General features: G+C 60.0%; 12 protein-coding genes and 1 pseudogene. 7 read left to right on the top strand and 6 right to left on the bottom strand.

The window, feature by feature from the left end; translation table 11 throughout:
• Positions 1-301: 301 nt before the first annotated feature.
• A complete protein-coding gene (locus IEW81_RS00065) occupies positions 302-1,684 on the top strand; it encodes a DUF2252 domain-containing protein (RefSeq protein WP_097061966.1) in 1,383 nt (460 codons plus the stop codon).
• 79 nt (positions 1,685-1,763) lie between these two features.
• Here the strand turns inward: IEW81_RS00065 and IEW81_RS00060 are convergent.
• A pseudogene (locus tag IEW81_RS00060) lies at positions 1,764-2,456 on the bottom strand (IS256 family transposase); the annotation flags it as partial.
• Positions 2,457-2,754: 298 nt separating this feature from the next.
• On the opposite strand from IEW81_RS00060, the gene IEW81_RS00055 reads away from it, so the two are divergent.
• On the top strand, positions 2,755-3,204 hold the full coding sequence (locus tag IEW81_RS00055; protein ID WP_179691925.1) for a CHRD domain-containing protein: 450 nt from the start codon (positions 2,755-2,757) through the stop codon (positions 3,202-3,204).
• 827 nt (positions 3,205-4,031) lie between these two features.
• The gene (locus IEW81_RS00050) at positions 4,032-4,424 is read left to right on the top strand and encodes an NAD(P)/FAD-dependent oxidoreductase (RefSeq protein ID WP_179691926.1); all 393 of its coding nucleotides are present in this window, start codon (positions 4,032-4,034) and stop codon (positions 4,422-4,424) included.
• Positions 4,425-5,082: 658 nt separating this feature from the next.
• On the opposite strand, the gene IEW81_RS00045 is transcribed toward IEW81_RS00050, so the two are convergent.
• From IEW81_RS00045 to IEW81_RS00035, 3 genes are all read right to left on the bottom strand, one after another.
• The gene (locus IEW81_RS00045) at positions 5,083-5,808 is read right to left on the bottom strand and encodes a nuclease-related domain-containing protein (protein WP_229671175.1); all 726 of its coding nucleotides are present in this window, start codon (positions 5,806-5,808) and stop codon (positions 5,083-5,085) included.
• A 2,545-nt stretch (positions 5,809-8,353) separates the two neighbouring features.
• Entirely contained in the window at positions 8,354-8,980 is a 627-nt protein-coding gene (locus IEW81_RS00040; RefSeq protein WP_143544745.1) for a hypothetical protein, read from the bottom strand.
• Between the two features lie 25 nt (positions 8,981-9,005).
• A complete protein-coding gene (locus IEW81_RS00035; protein WP_143544746.1) occupies positions 9,006-9,848 on the bottom strand; it encodes a hypothetical protein in 843 nt (280 codons plus the stop codon).
• 411 nt (positions 9,849-10,259) lie between these two features.
• Between IEW81_RS00035 and IEW81_RS00030 the strand changes: the two genes are divergently transcribed.
• On the top strand, positions 10,260-11,264 hold the full coding sequence (locus IEW81_RS00030; protein WP_097061971.1) for a GIY-YIG nuclease family protein: 1,005 nt from the start codon (positions 10,260-10,262) through the stop codon (positions 11,262-11,264).
• A 1,082-nt stretch (positions 11,265-12,346) separates the two neighbouring features.
• On the opposite strand, the gene IEW81_RS00025 is transcribed toward IEW81_RS00030, so the two are convergent.
• Positions 12,347-13,282: a hypothetical protein gene (locus IEW81_RS00025; RefSeq protein WP_097061972.1), complete on the bottom strand. Its 936-nt coding sequence runs from the start codon at positions 13,280-13,282 to the stop codon at positions 12,347-12,349.
• A 175-nt stretch (positions 13,283-13,457) separates the two neighbouring features.
• Here IEW81_RS00025 and IEW81_RS00020 point away from each other — a divergent pair, with 175 nt between their 5' ends.
• The 3 genes from IEW81_RS00020 (at position 13,458) to IEW81_RS00010 (ending at position 16,316) form a co-directional block, all read left to right on the top strand.
• Entirely contained in the window at positions 13,458-13,856 is a 399-nt protein-coding gene (locus tag IEW81_RS00020) for a hypothetical protein (protein ID WP_179691927.1), read from the top strand.
• Positions 13,857-14,452: 596 nt separating this feature from the next.
• Entirely contained in the window at positions 14,453-15,268 is an 816-nt protein-coding gene (locus tag IEW81_RS14410; protein WP_218840065.1) for a hypothetical protein, read from the top strand.
• A 472-nt stretch (positions 15,269-15,740) separates the two neighbouring features.
• Complete coding sequence (locus tag IEW81_RS00010) at positions 15,741-16,316, top strand: hypothetical protein (RefSeq protein ID WP_097061973.1); 576 nt, start codon at positions 15,741-15,743, stop codon at positions 16,314-16,316.
• A gap of 791 nt (positions 16,317-17,107) precedes the next feature.
• Here the strand turns inward: IEW81_RS00010 and IEW81_RS00005 are convergent.
• Positions 17,108-17,573, bottom strand: a 466-nt coding sequence (locus tag IEW81_RS00005; protein WP_188732648.1) for a fibronectin type III domain-containing protein, incomplete at its 5' end; no start/stop codon positions are given.

The raw sequence follows: 17,573 nt of genomic DNA, 5'->3' as shown, positions 1-17,573 counted from the left end.
CAAACTTTTCGTGCAAGCTAAACGGGCGTTGCGTCCTCGTGTGAGGTGTGCTTTCCTGCTCCTGAGCGTTGCTTCTTCAACGTAAGGGGCCACCCTCGATGGTCACAGAGGATGGAGCGACGCGATCGTCGTCCGATGGGCCGCTTACCCGCTGGCACGGCTCGACGAATGCGAGCTCGCAACGATTCAGCCGGCGCAGAAGACGCGTCCGCTGCGTACCAAACAGAAGTCACCACGCGCGCACGACGCGACATCCAGCCGACGCTTGCAGCCCTAGAGTGCTTCTAAATGAAAGGCACGCATGAGAATCGCCGGTTGGAATCTTGACCAACGTGAGGGCCGCGCGTCCCAGAGCGACCTGCTGGCTGCGGGCAAGGCCCTGCGAACGCAGGTGCCGCGCCGGTCGCACGCGAGCTACATGCCGTCTGCGCAGAGAGACCCGCTGGGCATCCTGAACGAACAGAACGCCACCCGGGTGCAGGAGCTGGTGCCCCTTCGAATGCAGCGGATGCTCGTCAGCCCTTTCACGTTCTACCGCGGTGCCGCCGCCATCATGGCCGCCGACCTGGCAGGCGGCCCCATCACGGGCGTTCGCGTAGTGAGTTGCGGCGACGCCCACATCAGCAACTTCGGTCTGTTCGCAAGTCCGCAGCGCACGATGGTGTTCGACCTGAACGACTTCGACGAGGCGGCCGTCGGCCCCTGGGAGTGGGACGTGAAGCGCCTGGTGGCCAGCGTGATCATCGGCGCTCGAGAGTCGAACTTCTCGGCCGCGGAGATTCGCCGGGCGGCTACAGCGGCAGCAGCAGGCTACCGCGAGGGCATTCGCGACATGATGAAGCTCTCTGTGCTCGAGCGATTCTATTTTCGAGTGGACATCGAGGGTGAGAACAAGAACCTCGATTCCGCCTCCCGCAAGGTGCTGAAGAAGGCGACCAGCCAGGCGCGCCTGCGAACCTCTGAGGCGTTCGTCGAGAAGATCTCCGAGCGCGGGCCCGACGGCCGGCTGCTGCTCAAGGAGAACCCTCCCACTCTCGCTCACGTTCCGTTCCCCGACGAAGAATCGATCATCAAGCTTTTCGAGAAGTACCGCCGAACAGTGCCTGCAGACATCGCCCAGTTGCTTTCGCAGTTCACCATCACCGACATCGCGCGCCGGATCGTCGGCGTGGGCAGCGTCGGCACGCGCTGCTACATCATGATCCTCACCGGACCCCAGGGCGAGTCGTTGGTGCTGCAGATCAAAGAGGCCCAGGTCTCGGTGCTGCAGTCGTACGGTGGCGAGACGGTCAACCCGCGCTTTCTGGGGCTCGAGACGACGGATGCCCCGCAAGCCCTTCGCGTCGTGTCGAACCAGCGCATCTTGCAGGCTGTCTCCGATCTCTTTCTCGGGCATCTTCGCTTCGACGAGAAGGACTTTTATGTTCGCCAGTTCCGTGACATGAAGGGATCGATCGACGTGTCAAAGCTCACGATCGAACCGTTCGTGACCTACGCGGTCGCGTGCGGTGCACTGCTGGCGCGAGCGCACTCGCAGAGCGAGAACGCGGCGATGGTCGCGGGGTATCTCGGCAGCTCGGGTGCGTTCGATGACGCCGTCGTCGACTGGTCGCTGGCCTACGCTGACCAGTCGCAGGCCGACTTCGCGCTTCTGACGGCGGCGAACTCAGAACTCTCCGCCTGAAAGCATCCATCAGGCGGTCGGTGGAGCAGTTCCGACGAAGAGTTCAAGGATCGTCGACGGGGCGGCAGGACCCTTGATCGTGTCTGCTGCAACGTTCCCACGGGCCTTCACCGTGCACGGAAGCAGCCCGGTGTGCCTGCCCGCAGCTTGGGGCGACTCTGACATAGCCAGTTTTCAACGAGCGCAGAAACCCGGTCCAGAAGCCCTCGTTCTCGGGGTAACCGACGTCGAAGCCGAGAACCTCCCGGCGCCCGTCGGATGCGACCCCGACGGTGACGACGACCACCTGGGACACCACCCGGTGGTTGACGCGGGCTTTGCAGTAGGTGGCATCAAGGAACACATACGGATAGTCGACCGAGGCAATATCCCGGTCCCGAAACACGGCGACCTGCTCGTCCAGGCCTACGCAGATGCGCGACACCTCGGACTTGGAGGTGCCAGTATCAGCACCGAGAGCCTTGACGAGGTCGTCGACTTTGCGGATCGAGACGCCATGCAGATACGCCTCCATCACCACGGCGAACAACGCCTGGTCGACCCGACGGCGACGCTCGGCCAGCGCCGGTAAGAAGGTTCCCTGCCGCATTTTCGGGATCGCAAGCTCCAGATCCCCGGCAGTCGTGGACAACACCCCCGGGCGGGTGCCGTTGCGGTGGGTGCGCTCGGCGGACCGTTGAAACGGGGCCACGGCGGTAAAGGCAGCAGCCTCAGCATCGGTGAGTTTGAGCTCGGCAAGCAAGTCGGGCAGGGCAGACTGGTCAAGAGCTATCGTGCGTTGTCCTTCGTGTGGGTAACTTTGGTCGGTTCTCACTGACCATCGCTCGATGGCTTCTCACGTCGACAACGCCACGCTCAGCAGCCGGAAATTACACCACTTCACGGGACGTGACCCCGTGACTCTTGGCGGTGTTGCCCTGCACGCCTCTTTTTTGCGATACCCGGCGCCGTTGCAGCGGTGGGCTCTGGGTGCTTCGAATTCCCAGCGGTTTGGCAGGACCGGAAGCTTCCGGTCCCGGGCGCTCCGACATAATCTGAAAATCCGAAATTCAAGCCCAATGGAGATCATCTTGAGCACCATCACCCGCGCTTCTTTCAGACTGCTCGCCGTCGCTGCGACCGTCGCCGCTCTCACCCTTGCTGGAGGTGGAATCGCGAATGCCAAGCCGGGCGGCGGGCCCGCCATCCCGCTCAATAACGAGCAGGCCGGAGTGCCCGATACGGGCGCCAGCGGTTTTTTCAGCTACACCGTCTCAGGCTCGAAGTTCTGTTACAACCTTGATGTACTTCACCTGTCGGCGCCCGTCACCGTCGCACACATTCACGTCGGGGAGCGCAACGCAAAGGGTGACGTAGTCATCCCGCTCGTAGTCGGCTCCGGTACGGACTGGACCGTGCAGTCCTGCACCACGGTGGACTCGACGGTTCTTGCGAACATCGCGGCTGATCCCCGCGGTTATTACGTCAACGTACACAGCGAGCGTTACAAGGCCGGCGAGATTCGCGGGCAGCTCAAGTAGCGGGGTCTGGCGGGACTGTCACGCACGATGCGGTTGAACTGCCGACCAACGGTCCGGCGGGACTAATGGGCGGGGCCGATCCCCGAGGCGCTGGCCTCGAGTGATCGGCTCCCTCACCGCTGGTAGACACTCCCGAGAGTGACGTCAGCGGTGTCACCACCGTCGGTCCCGGAATTTCCCCGACTCACACCCTCTACTCTTTCGAGCGGACCACGCCATGTGGGTCTGCACTCGTTCGCAGATTTTGCGGGGCCGGAACATCGACGGGAGGCCGGGAAACTCAACCTACCTGGCGAAGGCCGCGCCCGAGGCGCAGGCGCAGGCGCTCCGCTCGCCGACCCTGCGTAGGTCATGAACAAACGCGAAACCGGCATCCGGCCGGCTGCCAAGCCCGAAAGTCGCGGCCGAAGCTTTTTGAATGATGAGATCGGCCAGCGACATGCGCGCCACACAGCCGCCCATTCATACAGCCCCATGTACCGCTGCGCCGTGCGTCGAGGGGCAAGGTTCATCGTGATTGTTATGGAGATTGCGATGTAGTGCTTCGATGAACGCCCGAACTGGACCATCTCCGCGGAGCGACTGGCCGCGCACCCCGCCCCGCGTCGTAACATCCGAAGACTTCGCCGGTGCGCTCACGCTTGAGCAACTGCGGGCGAGGATAGGCGCAAGCTGAACAACACAACTCCGAGCAAGACCTGGATGTGATCCGGCCGCGGTTTCGGCAGATGGGAACGGTACGTGAACGAGTAATACGAACTGTTCGTCATCGGCGCCGGGATGGCCGGCACAACGACAGCTAGTAAGTGCGACATCCAGGGATGCGCGTGGGCATCGTCGACGCGCTTCCCTACGGGGGCACTGGCGCACTGCGCGGCTGTGATCCGAAAAAGATTCTCCGCCGTGGCGCGGAAGTGATTGACACTGCTCGCTTGATGCGGCGCAAGGGCATCACCGACTACGGGGTGTCGATCGATTGGTCCGCGTTGATGCGCCATAAACGAGGCTTCACAGATGCTGTACCGCAAGGCATGGAGGACGAGCTCACCGGCAACGGTGTGACGACCTTGCGCGGTAACGCCCGATTCACGGGGCCTAACCAGCTCAAAATCGACGGCACCCAACACCGTGCGAAGTGTTTTCTTGAACCGTCCCGGTTTTCATGCCGCCGTTTTGTCGGCGGCGTCACCGGTCGATGCGCCGTGTCTTTGAGCATGTAGTTCCGCTCGTACTCCTCGGGTGGGATGTTCCCGAGGTCGCCGTGGAGTCGGGGCTTCGCGCTCCAATACCTCTCCACAACCATGGCCGCCGTCTCGTTGAACTTCCGCAAAATCTCGCAGTTCTTCCTCGCCGAAGCGATCACCCTGGCCGGCGGAAGACTGACCCGCCAATGGCGCCGCAGGTGACCGGACAACCAGCTACTCCCAACAGTCGACCCCGCGAACCGAGCGCGACCACCGTCGTAGACAACCAGCACCACCGCCGCTACCACCTACCCGCTCCAAGAGAAGCGCCAGCCCGCCGAAAAGCGGGCCTTCTTGGCTTTAACGGCCCGATCCGTAATCACACGGCGAGAAATCGCAGCCGCGGGAAGAAAAAGAACAGGACCGACTCGTCCGTGAAGACAAATCGGTCCTGTTCCAGGTATTTCATGACTCGATTGCTCGAATTACATGAACTACCCAACGTGGGTGGTTCGGAGAATACAAAAGCCCTGATCAGGAGGTTCGAAATTCTGTGCCGCCAAAAGGCATTTCACGGAGAAACTCCGAAAATTCCAGTGCGCCCACATCCCAATGAATTCGGGGTCATGAAGCACGATTGATCGAATAATCAAATTGGGCGACCGTGGTGGACCTGGAATCGAAATTTACGAGCTCACGCCGGCGGGAATGATGATGCGAGGACGTGATGGACCCGCGCCGCCGTTGCCGCATCGATAGCGCCGAGCCGTCCAATGTGGCTGGCTGCTTTCCTCGGCCACAGCACACTCACCCCGTCAATTGTGAAATCGCCGCCGAATAGGGGCCAATCGGCCTCGACAAAACAAAGCATTCCACTGACCGGCACATCATTGAGGCCGCTGGCTTCGAGCGTCGTCCTGACGCGGTCTACCTGCTTGTGCACGCCGTCGACCAGTTTCGTGCCATTTCGCGATCCGATGATCAATGTTTCGGTGCGCGGGCGAGTCCAACCGCCGTCGATTCGAAGGCTGGGGCGTTGTCCCTCGTACTTCTTGGCATCGATGACGAAGACGCCCGAAGGGCAGACAACAAGGTGATCGATGTTGGCCTTCGTGGTGGGGATGCGCCGGTCGTGAAGAACGTGAACGCCCGCCTGTACGACGGCGTCGAGTTGTCGGCCCAGTCGCTCCTCACCCTGCGCGCCGGTGGCCCACGCCTTGGTGCTTTGCGGGTCATCGCTCAAAGCGATGATGAGGCCACCGATGCGCGGGTGGGCCTCGCGAATCCGTGACTCCCGCTTGTCCTTCCGTCGTTCATACTCGCGCTGAGCCGATGCGCCAGCAGCCCCGGCGAACACCTCCGACTGTTCCAGAACCAGTTCTGGCAGCGAGTTCTCCACGTCATTGACTTTCACTGGCACATCCGAACCCTGCGATCGCGGCACGGCCGAGGATTCTTGTGGCAGGCACACCGGGCAGGTCACGCTCTTGGTACTGCTGTTGTAAACCGCGATCGTGCCGACGGGCAATTCAATTCCGCACATTGCGCAGTGGCCCGAGTATCGAAGACGCATGGTCTTTGGCAGCCGTGCCGCTGCTTCAGACAAGTCGAACTCCCATCTGTTCCACCCTATGTTTCGCGCCCGCGCGCTACGAACCCCACTACGGGGGCGAGGCTAAACAGCGCAAGCCGGAAACCCTTAGTCGCTTTCAACCAACGACCTCTGGGAACATACGGATCAACTGTTGGGCCCACGGCGGCTTCACATCCGGTTGACTCGTTCCGGTGTCGGCCAAATCGAAAGCAATACCAGTGTCTTCAAACCGCCTCCACGAGCGAGCGGACCACTTTGAAAGCAGCACCCCAATCAGACGGGCCGACATCGCGAACCACCAAAAACGTTTCCACGGAGTAACTCCGCAAGTTGCACAGTACAGCCGGAAATCCAATAGGTGTCTGAGGTTTCACCGGCGTTAAAGTCGCAGCACCGAATGGAAAAAGGGAGACCGGCAGAGTCCATTGCTTCTGTCAACTCAGAGCACGGTCTTAAGCATGATGATTCATGCGGGGAATCGTTCCGGCTGGTAAAAGAGGCAGGCAAGTGATTGGACGTACTCTCTGGATCATCGCGCACTGGATCGCGGCTAGTGCATCCCCATTCGCTGGTGCCGGGATGGCCATTGGAGCGGTGTTCGGTCGCTTCGATTCCGACTCCTTTGCAGCAGCAGTCGGTCTTGCTGGTGGAGTCGCAGCCACTTTGCTTAGAGCGATACTTGCGACGGTGCTGAATTCCACGGTAGAGAGCTATTCCGCGTTCATGAAAGGCACGACAACAAGCCGAACGGTGGCATGTGGTTGGGTTTTCGCTATTGCCGCGCTTCTCTTGTCGCTCATATTCCTTCGACGTTTCGCGGGGGTTGGGCCATTCGAAAGTTATGATGCGGTGCTTGACTCGCCCTCCTCCACTCCTCTCATCGGGGCACTCGGAGTCACCAGCTTGCTCGCAGAGTTGGGGCTTGGTTTGACGGAATTCCATGCAGCTCGTTCGATCCGGAAGACGTCGACTTAGTACGTGCGTGTCGAAACTCGGAAGGGACTGCTGTCGGTTTGGTTGACCGAATGTCCGGAACATCCCTGTTGCGATCCATTACGGCGTCCTTGAGCAGGATCCCATCGGACTCAATCCGACCGACGAAATGACCTTCAATATCGACAGCCGGGTTCGGATTCGGCAGGCCATCTAGTTGGGCTCGCCTTGAACTCTGACAATGGCGGAATTGGGCAGCCCAAGTTCTATCCGCCCGCGACGTCAGCTGCCATAAATATCCCGCAGAACGGCGAAGCCAAGGCGTTGTTGCCTGAAGTGATTTGATTTCGATTCGTCCAGCTAGAGCACTCCCTGCTGTAAGTGGACGGGACTGGGCGATTCGCGCCCACTTTTCTCTTGTTTTCCACGGCTTCACCAAGCTTCTGAATAACGTCGGTCCGTATGTAGTTCCCTACGTACCTGCTATCAGTAAGGGACGGCAGAGCGCCAGGCTAAGGCCCAGCCCTGCGGACCCTGAGGCGCAACTGCCGCCGACGCCGACAGTATTCGTCGGCCAGCCGCACAGAAAAGACCCCGCAGACACTGTCTACGGGGTCTTCCTGTTCGCTGTCTCAACAACGTGGGTGATTCGGAGAATACAAAAGTCCCGATCAAAGGGGTCGGATTTCAAACGGTGGAAAAGTCATTCCACGAAGAAACTCTGAAAATTCCAGTGGGGCGCCCACATCCCGACGAATTCGGGGTCGAGCATGGATTCTTACCGACCCTCGCTCGCCACGAAACTGCCCCTGATTCCGGAGGCGAATCCGAGTGCGCGGACAGCTCGATGAAATGGATCCTCGCCGCCGCGGTCTGCTGCTCGACCAGCGCCTGCGGGGGAATGGCATCGGACCGTGACTGACGAGATGCCAGCGCCCGGGGGATTGGAAACTGCCCATCGCTGAGGAGCCAACCCACTCTCGCTTTCTGCTGAAACGGATGGGCGAGCCAAGTGGTCGCGCGTCGGACACGAAGGCAACCCTGGGGGTTTCGGCAGGTCAGCGAGTCAACCAAACCGACAGCAGTCCCGTTCGCTGTCTCAACAACGTGCGTGGTTCGAAGAATCCATCTAGCCCCGCGAACGCTGGGCATACCATTAGCCGTCGCGGGCCCGTTCCAGGAATCAATAGCAAGTATTCCAACCAGCCGGAGATGGCCTGATCAACTATGTCTTCGAAATGCGTCGGGAACCAGCGTCCACAGCGCACCGCGATCGCATGAATGGAGCCTGTATTCCTGGTTCGGGGCCTCCTCCACTCAAAGCGGCTCGCACGCAATCGACGCGACGGCAAAATCGCTAACGGGACTACTCGGGGTTGAGGTAACTAACTTGTGGGGCACGTAAAAATGACACCTATTCTGTGCAGCCGAGCCGATGCTAACGGTCAAGCTTTCGTTGGAGAGCACTCCCAGAAAAAATGGGTCGCAGATCAATGTCGACGACGGTAGCGGCAAGTCCACCCCGAGGAAGACAGGCAGCCACTGCAAGCATCCGCTTCGTTCCGGGGGAATCGATCCAAAACATCACGATGGAGCTGTCCCAATCGACCATAACCGTGGTTTCACCACCATCTGCAGCGCCTACCGTGGTGACTCTGTGGCCTCGAGAATCGCGGTAGCACACTGTCTCAAAGAGCCGCTCGACTGCGGGTTTGAAGGAAGTCAGGCCAGACTCGGGCTCCGCTCCCAGTAGCGTTGTTCCGTCTACGTTCACTATCGCTTTTAATAAGGCGACGGGCGAACCCCAGTCGTTGGCGGGAGTCGGCATCCAACAGACCGGGGTCGCGCCAGGAGGCGTGGACACAAAGACGTGCTTCACCTCACCCGCAGCGTTGCGTGCAGCTCCCCTGGCTATTTCACTTGCTTCTGGCTGCCAAAAGGTGAGCGGATTCAAGTCCTGGGCAACAGCGAGGAAGTCCCATCGGCTTGAAGTTTCGCGTTGCAGGTGCGCGAAAACAGCCCTGCCAAACTCATTTTGTTTTATGTGTTCTTGCTCATGGTCCATCTGGAGTTCCTCGAATAGGGTGCAACTACGGTTCCAGCAGGGCGCGCGAGCGGAGAACGTCAAGCCCATTCAGGAGAAGGAACGCTTGACTGCGCAGGGTGACGGCGGCCGCCGGTTCGACCTTCGCGCCGGCTACAATCCGATCGCCGGCGTCAAGAAACTTCAGAATGCCGTTGGCGCCCGCATCGTCAATGATGTCCAAGCGAACGAGTCGTGCGGGGATCTTTTCGAGCTCCACTTCCTTGTCTACGCCTACCGCGACGGCGAGGTTTCGAAGCTTTTCTTCGAGCTCAATGCGGATGCTGATAAGAGCAAGACGATTATCAGCTATGGCTTGGAACTGCGGCGCCGGTTGCGGTCCGCGCCGACCCGGACCGGGCAGATCCTCGAGTCGAGGTGACTCCTTGATGGAATCGGCGACCTCAGAGGCAGTCTTTTCCGTGATTGCCGGAAGCGCAGGAAGCGAAACTGGCCCGATCGTGAGGCCGTACTCTCCAAGCCAAATTCGCTGGACGAACGCTCCAAAGACGAATGCGCCGGCGCCCGCCAGAAGGACTTGGAAAAGCAAGGGCGAAGCGCCACTGGAGAACATGCGCGTCAACAAGCTCTGGTCCTCTAGAGGATCGGCTTCAACAGTGGACTGGGTGTGAACCCGGGTGCGGCCCGCGGGCGCGTAGGTGACTTCTTCCGTGGTTGTCCGAGTCGAGGAAGGGGTCGGATTGGCAGCCAGCGGTGTCGTCGCGACCAGAGCAACGAGCGCACCGGTGAAGAGCACAATCGATACGACGCGAGCCAAGGCTGTAGCTTGCTTCCGACTCGCTCGTTCGTGCCAGGTCAAGACACTTGCCGAATCTGCCTCATCGGTCATGGACACAAGTTACCGGGTAGTGCTCAATGGGGACAAGGGCACGGGGCGTGAGCGAGGTGCAGCATCCCGGTAGTCGGCGCCGGGGCGAAAGCCTGTCCCATCGCAAAGAGGATCGGTTTCCAAGCCAGTAGCGTCTTCCTGCCGCAGGTTGGGCAACGCGCGAAGTCGATGCCAGAGCCAAACCGGCGATTTTGTGATGGTTTTTCAGTTCTAAAACTGAACGCTCAGCGGCCAAAATGTGCACCACCCCACGAGACGCGCGCGAAGACTGCATCGTTCTAGTGATGCGGGCAGTGGCCGGGAATTCGAATCAGCATCGCGATCAACGCTATGTGCTGGCATAGGTGCTGTTATCGGCGAAATGCGTTATCTGCGAACGACCGCTCTCAGCCGGGCCAGTACTCTCGCATCATGACCGAGGCAATTCCCACCGCACCGCATATCGATGCAACGCCAGCGGCCGAGTTGCATTTTGTTGAGCACAGGATGTCCAAGAACGACTCCTTGGCCTTGCTCGCGGACGGTGAGTCACGCTGCGGTATCTACTGGATCGATTTTGAGGACGGATACTCCTACGTCGGGCAGTCAGTCTCGACGCGATCCAGACTCGCCACACACCGACGCCGATGGAGCGACGCGATCGTCGTCCGATTTGCCGCTTGCCCGCCGGAACGGCTCGATGAATTCGAGCTCGCTACGATCCAGTTGGCGCAGAAGACGCGTCCGTTACGCAACAAGCTTCTTACCTCCCGGCCGGGCGGCGAACAGGATCTCGTCGTGTCCGTCCGTGAGGGGCAGTCACTCACGCTGCCGTGGGATCGCACCCGTCGAGGAGGAATCGGTGAGTTGCCGCGCTCTGCGGAGAGCTCCGATCGCCAGCGGGCTGCCTTCGACAAACTCGCCAGCGTTCCGGGCTTTGACGAAGTCGCGGAACTGTTCGCGACCGTAGTCAAGGAGGCGATCCCGTCGCCATCGTTGAGCCAGGGAGTGCTGTGGTCCGTGAGTGCGTTGCCCGCGACAAATATGGTGCCAGGGTGGCGTCGGCTGGCGACGCTGAGTGCTGGGCGGGTTGAAGTCTTGCGTACGTTCGAAGACAGCAACTCCAGCGTTGGGCCCGAATACCCCAGCTTCCTCAATCTCGCCCCTGGCACCACGAGGGGCCTTGCTCGCGCACTTCGGCGAGTCGGGCTCGATACCAGCTCGGTAGCGGATGCTGCCTATCGCGCGCTTCCTGGCATTCAAACTGTGCAGATACCGGAGGTCTCCCAAGCGGTGAAGCTCCTGCAAGAACGCTCAGTGCTCGACTCGGTCTACCAACTCGTCGTGACACTGATGCGCCAAGGATCCACTCCGCTGCGGCGCGCACACAACCCGGATCTTGCATCCCACCTCCTGCACATCGCACAGTCGAGGTGATCTGACTCTCGCCCCAGCAGTGAAAGGGCCCAAATTCTCACCAGCTTCACAAATGCGGGCCACGCGCAAAACATTCGGTGTGGAACGAGTTTGCTGTTGATCTAGTTGACTCGTTGACGTGCCCCATGGTTTGTGTCCTGCCCCATGGTTTGGTTACCCCAAATGGTCTGTTGGCGGAGGCTCTCTTTGAGGGCTTTATCGATGTCAGGACCCTTTTCCGCTGAGTTCCGGATGCGAGCAGTCGCTGTCGTTTCTGCCGGTAAACCAATCACGACCGCGGCCGTCGAGCTGGGGCGTGAGTGCGGCGGCCGCGGCTGGCCGGATTGACCCGGGAGGTTCACGCTGCCCCATGGCAAACCTCTGCTCTCCGGCGTGTGCACGCGGAACTCATCCTCGGAATGAGCGTTCGGGTGAGCGAGCGGCTCGTCTCCGTTCTGGGGATTCATGCCCGGATTGCTGGGCTTCCGGAGCCAGCGAAGATCAAACGGCTGCACGCGGTGGCAACCGCCGACGACCTTGTCCACCGCACATCCCACCGGCCCTCTCCGAATGAACCTTGGGTAACGGACATCGCGGAACATCCCATGAGAGAAGGAAAAGTCTTTCGGTGCGCCGTGATGGACGCTCTCTGCCGGAAAATCGTCGGTTGGTCGGTCGACAACGCGCAGGACTCGAATCCCGCCGTCGAATCTCATCGTCAATGCCCTCGACATCGAACAATCTCCCGTCGCTACGACAACTCGATTAGCAAGAATTCTTCTGGCCGAGCATGCAGATCGAGCTGCTGAATCGAATGAAATGGGGAGTCCTCCTCGACCCAGCGAACGCGATATTTGCTGTTCTCAAGATTTTCTACAACCTGCAACACCGCCACTGGCACCCCCGGATACTCGGCACCAATCAAGCACGAGCTACGCTTCGACCGAGCATCCATCTCCGCCTGATCTTCACACCGAGAGAGAGAGAACTAGGCTTAACGGCGTGTCATCTCGCTCCCGAAGTGCCTAATCGTTTGCGGTTTGGAGCTTCAGGATTGAAACGTTTGGCCTCCGAGCGAGCGGCGTTTTGCCGCGTAGATCTTTCTAGTTGGAGGAACTCGCCCACTTCTCAAGAAGTTCACCAAATCTTCCAGACGCGCTGATGTGTAGCTGGTCGTTATCGGTCGCACGTCCTCCGATGACGTCAACTGTTCCTTCGTTGATGTAGTAGACAGCGGGGCTCAGAAGTCCGCCAGGCAATGAAGCGTTCGAATCGCGTGCCATGTTGTCGACGGCAATCAGGAGTGTTTGAACCGCCTCGGCGAAGTCTGGCCCCTCCGGTTTCACGTAAACCAGCAGGCCGCGGTGCGGAGTTGCGAACACGATGCCGTCTGGGGCGGGGCCAATGCTGGTGTGGATGAGGGCGTCGAGATCAATAACCTTCGATGCGACAAACAGCGAAGCACCAGCCAGGGCCCAGACGCCTGGCGCAATCTCCGTTCGCTCATCAATTGGTTCTGCGTTGGTGTTTTCCTGGCCGGCACGGAACGCCTCATCTGGCGTGAGCGATAGCTTGCTTATCGTCGAGCTGTTGATCGTTTCTACGGCTTCGGGGTAGTCGATGCAGAGGGCTATAACGAGGCCGGGCGCAAATGGCCGGGCGTAGCTCAGGTCGATCTGACCGTCTTCTCCGGCTGAGAGCAGTCGGGTGCGCACCTGACGTCGGAGCATTCCTGCGTCGAGCTGTTCGGGTGGTTGGTTGGCCCGTGAACTCAAAATTTTGGCCAGGTGGTTGGCCACAATGACCCGCCACTTTCGTTGCGGCTGATCCCTGCACGACCCGATCAGGTTGTACAGCGGGAAGACCAAGCCGTCCGCGGCCATCAGATGTGGGTTGAGCGGTTCCTTGACGAGATCGATGGTGGTCTCGAAGCCCAGCTCGGCGAGATGCTGTCGCGCGATCCTGGCAATGGCGGATGGGACGTCCTCTTGAGCTGGGTTCTTACGGCCGAAAAGGGCGATGGTTCCTCCAAATTGCATATTGAGTCGTCGTCTATCTGGCGTTTGCGGTGTCGCGCCGGCGATGACATCGTATCGCTGGCCGAGGAGCCAGGCGGTCGAGCCGAAAGTTACCGGATTAGATCCAATCCGGCCCGGAGCCTCGAGACTGCGATGTCGAGATCGTATCGACTCTGCAGGTTCATCCAGAAACGGTTTGAGTTGCCGAGAGCGCAAGGCCAGCGCAGCGCACCCCATTGACATTCCGCCCAAGGAAGTTGAGAAAAGAATCACCGCCAGGATCGCGCGCCACCTCAACAACCTTGTTCTCATCGAGTTGGGTCAGCGCCTGAACGCGCTTCGCGACAGGTACGCCGACATCCAACAATCAAGCCTCGACTTTTTGTGGGAACTTCTCGAGCTCGCGCGAGACACGGTGGCGGCCGTGAAGGTACTTAAAGAAGTCCCGCGTGAGGAGCAGGGCAAGGCTGCGCTAACGGAATTGTCCGAGGCTCTCAAGACCGATCAGAAACCGATCATCGTCGTTAACATCGTCAACCGGATCGACGAGGTTGTTCGCGCTGTGCGCTTTGAGGGCTGGCAAACCACAATTTGAGGCGATCAGGAAAGTCGGAGGGTGCTCCGCAAGACGCTGTAAGTTCAGTTCAAGGTTCGCGACAACAACGTGTCCGAGAAGGCCCTGGGGCACGTAGGGGAGCACTACTAACGTTTCATTAGATCGAGGAACGAATTGTGGCCGGCGGGAAAACTTCCGTCTTCGCCCTTCTCGAGAAGATATTCGCCACACGGCGACCGAAGTATGGGCCAGCGCCGACGAGCAAGGCCCGCGCTCGTAGTGGCGAATCCCATCGCGACGGCACGGTTCATCAGCTGAGGCTAGTGAAGCAAGCCTCAATGTGCGGACACTCCTCGGCGCGGGGCCGGCGTCTTTTCGTCGTCTGGTGAGGCGAGACAGGTCGTGCGGCTTCGGAACTGCGCGTCGGGTGAGCGACAGGCCCGCAATCCTGTCTTCCACAACGGGAACCTTCGCACTAGTCATCCGGATATTGTGACGAACGTCCGAGCATTGGGGATGCTGAGCCTCAGTCGACGGTGCGGCTCGTCGCGGAGGCAAGACCATTGGTGGACCAGAGCGTCCGGACTCCGCACGAATTCCTAGTCGAGACAATCGATGCACGCGAATGGAGTGACATGACCAACCTTGACAAACTCCCGGGCAAACGCGGCGTCTACCGGGTCGAAACAGTCTCTGGTACCGTGCACATTCTCGATATTGCCGGTCGGACGACCTGGGAGCGACGCCCCGGACCTGGTGCAACTACAGAGCGCTACGACTACTCGCCGCGGGTTCTGAGTGAACTCGGTCCAGGGTGGGAAGTGGGCCGGCAAGGATTTCTGGTCGTCGCCGACGAATCCTACTTGGGCGGCGCCACGACCCATCTGACAGCAACCATCCTCTCTATCACCGAAGAGCCCCCCGAGGTGCGTGAGCACTCCGACGATGTCCGTTGGGAGCTGCTTCGACCTGTTAGCGATCAGCTCCCGAACATTGCCGGGGACCGGATTCCAGAATCCGATCGGAGCATCGAGTCGGTTGCCGAGACGATGCTCGCAAGCCTGCCGACCGAAGTCATCGATAACCCGCCGGTGCGCGCCGACTCACAGCCTGCGACGGACATCGTCGATGTTGTCAGCTGGCTGCGTCTCACCCTCGGCGCGCGGCTCACGGCGTACCTAGCGTCGCTGAACGAGACCCGCATCTTGCGCGATTGGGCGCACGGTACCTCCGCCCCATCGGACGAGGTCGCGGAACGGCTGCGGCTCGCGCATCGGGTCACCACCATCCTGCTCCAGTGGGAGAGTCAGGGGACCGTCCAGGCCTGGTTTCAGGGTATGAATCCCAATCTGAAGGACGCAGCACCGGCCCAACTCATCCGGGAAGGTGACCTCGAAACCGTCGAGCCGGCGATCTTTGATGCTGTAGCGGCGTTCTTCGCCAACGGGTGACAGTTACGCGGAGCTGTTTGAGTCTCCAAAGGGGGAGTGTTCACGATTCGCTCCCTCAGGCGCCTACCGAGCAAGTCACCGCGGCTGAGGACAGGATCGATCGATCTCATCCCACGCCGCCGCCCTTGCGACCATCTTCATAATGTCCACAAGGAACGTGAGGTGTGATGCTGCGGGCTCTATCACCATGTCGGCGCGGCTCGGTTCGCTGCAACCGTAGTCAAAAATGAAACAGTGAAAGAACCCCGGCCATCTCGTGATGGCCGGAGTTGCCTCAATTTCTAAGAGGACCGTGCAGCGTCCAGACGCTTCAGTCTGAGACCGCGACTGACGGTCGTCTCTGTGTCAACTGCGGTTCGCCATTTCGGTGATGCGAAAACTCAGCAGCATTTTTTTGATGACGTTGAGAAGTGCCGCACACATGTTAACCGGGGCACATTCGTGGCTCAAAAATCGAACTTTAGGACCGTAAATGCCGAACGTGAAATTGCCGACCGCTGCGCTATCTATCTACTGCTACGTCATGGATGTGGACATCGCACTCGGGCTCACCTCCCCAGCCTCTTTCCCGCACTTCGCTGACTTTTTCATGCCAAATATTCTCGAAGCTCATAGGGATGGGGTGTCCGCGGCCGATCTGGCCGAGACCATTCGCTCTGAGGCCAAGTTATGGGCGGAAATCGATGCGGTTAGCGGCGTCTCAGAGCGCAAGGCCTCGCAGGCTCGGGACGAGTCGAAGGCCCCGTGGTACTTGGACCACAGGGACGGACGAAAGGAGCACGCTCGGGCAATTCAGACTCTGGCGTCCGTTCGGCGCGCACTCCAAATCGTCGAGCCCGATCTCGACCTCAGCAAGGCAAAAGGGATGAAGCTGGCCAAAAATCTGGCCAGAGCTGCCCGAGTCGTGGATTATCGGATGCTCCCCGTCTTCGTCATGATCGCGGAGCGCGAAATTATCATCCACGAGGTCTGGTGTGGTCACGAGCCGGAGTCAACGGGTCTTTACATCAACGCTCGCCTGCGAAGGTTTCGAGGCCTCCCTTCATGAAATTCAATCTGACTTGAGCTTGCACGCCCGGCTGGTGGGCCTCCGAACGCAGAGCGCTACCTACTGAATCTCGATTGACGAGATTCGCAAGAAAGTAGAACGGACTCAGCCGTTCGCCGGCCACTGTCTCCGATGCTCGGTTGGTCTCTGCCTGCCAGGCAGAGATCGTCGTTCTAAAACTGGTCGTTAGCGGTTCGGCACAGCATTGGGCTACGAGACGTAGTTATGAGAATCGCATGGCCGCGAGATCCCGGCGATCGTCGACGGCGCGAGGAGTGGAGCGTGAGACGTCTCGTGTCCGTAGGGCGGTCTACAGCGTCGAACTGGTGTCGCGTATGACGTACCTGAGCGCGAATTCCTTACGGGGCACCTATACGGGCACCCTGCGCCGAAACGTGCCGTCGATCCCAGTAACGACGCGGGAGTGTCCGTTGATGGTCCGGCTTACGGGCGGTCCGCTGTGATTGTGGATAATCGTCCGATTCAGGGCGGTTCAAGCCGGTCGAGGGCAACTCAGTTCGACACACTTGCTTGATGAGCTCTGATTCGCTGATCGTGTTGTTTGACGACAATGGCGACGTCGAAGTTTACGGATCACCCCGCATCCATCACCTCCATGATCAGGTGTTGCTTCGACCGGTTGAATACGGCCGGTATTCATTCAACCGATCGAGAGCCACACAAACCGCACCCTTACGAACCGCACGCTCACGAACCTCGGTTGCGGTATTTTTTTGGGGTAGTCGAAGCTTTTCACCGGAAAGATAACGACACGAACCTCGTGGTCGGGTTCAGTTCGTGTGCTGTTGCCTTGAGCGGTGAAGTAACCGTGCGCTGCCGAAGGCGACGAGCCCGGCTGTCAGCAGAAGCAAGGCGAGCCCTCCCATGGGTAGCGCCAGTTCCGTCCCGGTAGCAGCCAGCACTGATCCCGCGGGTGTGACCGCCGGTGGTGAAGGTGTGACCGCGGTGGAGGCGTCGGAGGCGGGGCCGGTGCCGGTACCGGTACCGGTGCCAACAGCGTTGGTTGCGGTCACCGTGAAGGTGTAGCTGTCCCCGTTGGTGAGGCCGGTCACGGTGATCGGGCTGCTACTACCGGAAACAATTTGCCCACCATTGCCTGGTGTTGTCGTATCGGTGGCAGTAACCGTGTATCCGGTGATAGCTGAACCGCCATCACTGGTCGGAGGGGTGAAAGACACAGTCGCCTGCCTGTCACCGGCCGTAGCCGACACACCCGACGGTGCACCCGGTGTTGTT

Origin of the sequence: Salinibacterium xinjiangense, from assembly GCF_014645015.1 — a bacterium.
GTDB lineage: Bacteria > Actinomycetota > Actinomycetes > Actinomycetales > Microbacteriaceae > Rhodoglobus > Rhodoglobus xinjiangensis.
The sequence above is the reverse complement of the archived record's forward strand: the minus strand, read 5'-3'. Positions and strand labels throughout refer to the sequence as shown.

Coding starts and splice junctions, on each gene's coding strand:
- IEW81_RS00065 (WP_097061966.1), top strand. CDS start 302: ATGAGAATCGCCGGTTGGAATCTTGACCAACGTGAGGGCCGCGCGTCC.
- IEW81_RS00040 (WP_143544745.1), bottom strand. CDS start 8,980: ATGGACCATGAGCAAGAACACATAAAACAAAATGAGTTTGGCAGGGCT.
- IEW81_RS00035 (WP_143544746.1), bottom strand. CDS start 9,848: ATGACCGATGAGGCAGATTCGGCAAGTGTCTTGACCTGGCACGAACGA.
- IEW81_RS00030 (WP_097061971.1), top strand. CDS start 10,260: ATGACCGAGGCAATTCCCACCGCACCGCATATCGATGCAACGCCAGCG.
- IEW81_RS00025 (WP_097061972.1), bottom strand. CDS start 13,282: ATGCAATTTGGAGGAACCATCGCCCTTTTCGGCCGTAAGAACCCAGCT.
- IEW81_RS14410 (WP_218840065.1), top strand. CDS start 14,453: ATGACCAACCTTGACAAACTCCCGGGCAAACGCGGCGTCTACCGGGTC.
- IEW81_RS00010 (WP_097061973.1), top strand. CDS start 15,741: ATGCCGAACGTGAAATTGCCGACCGCTGCGCTATCTATCTACTGCTAC.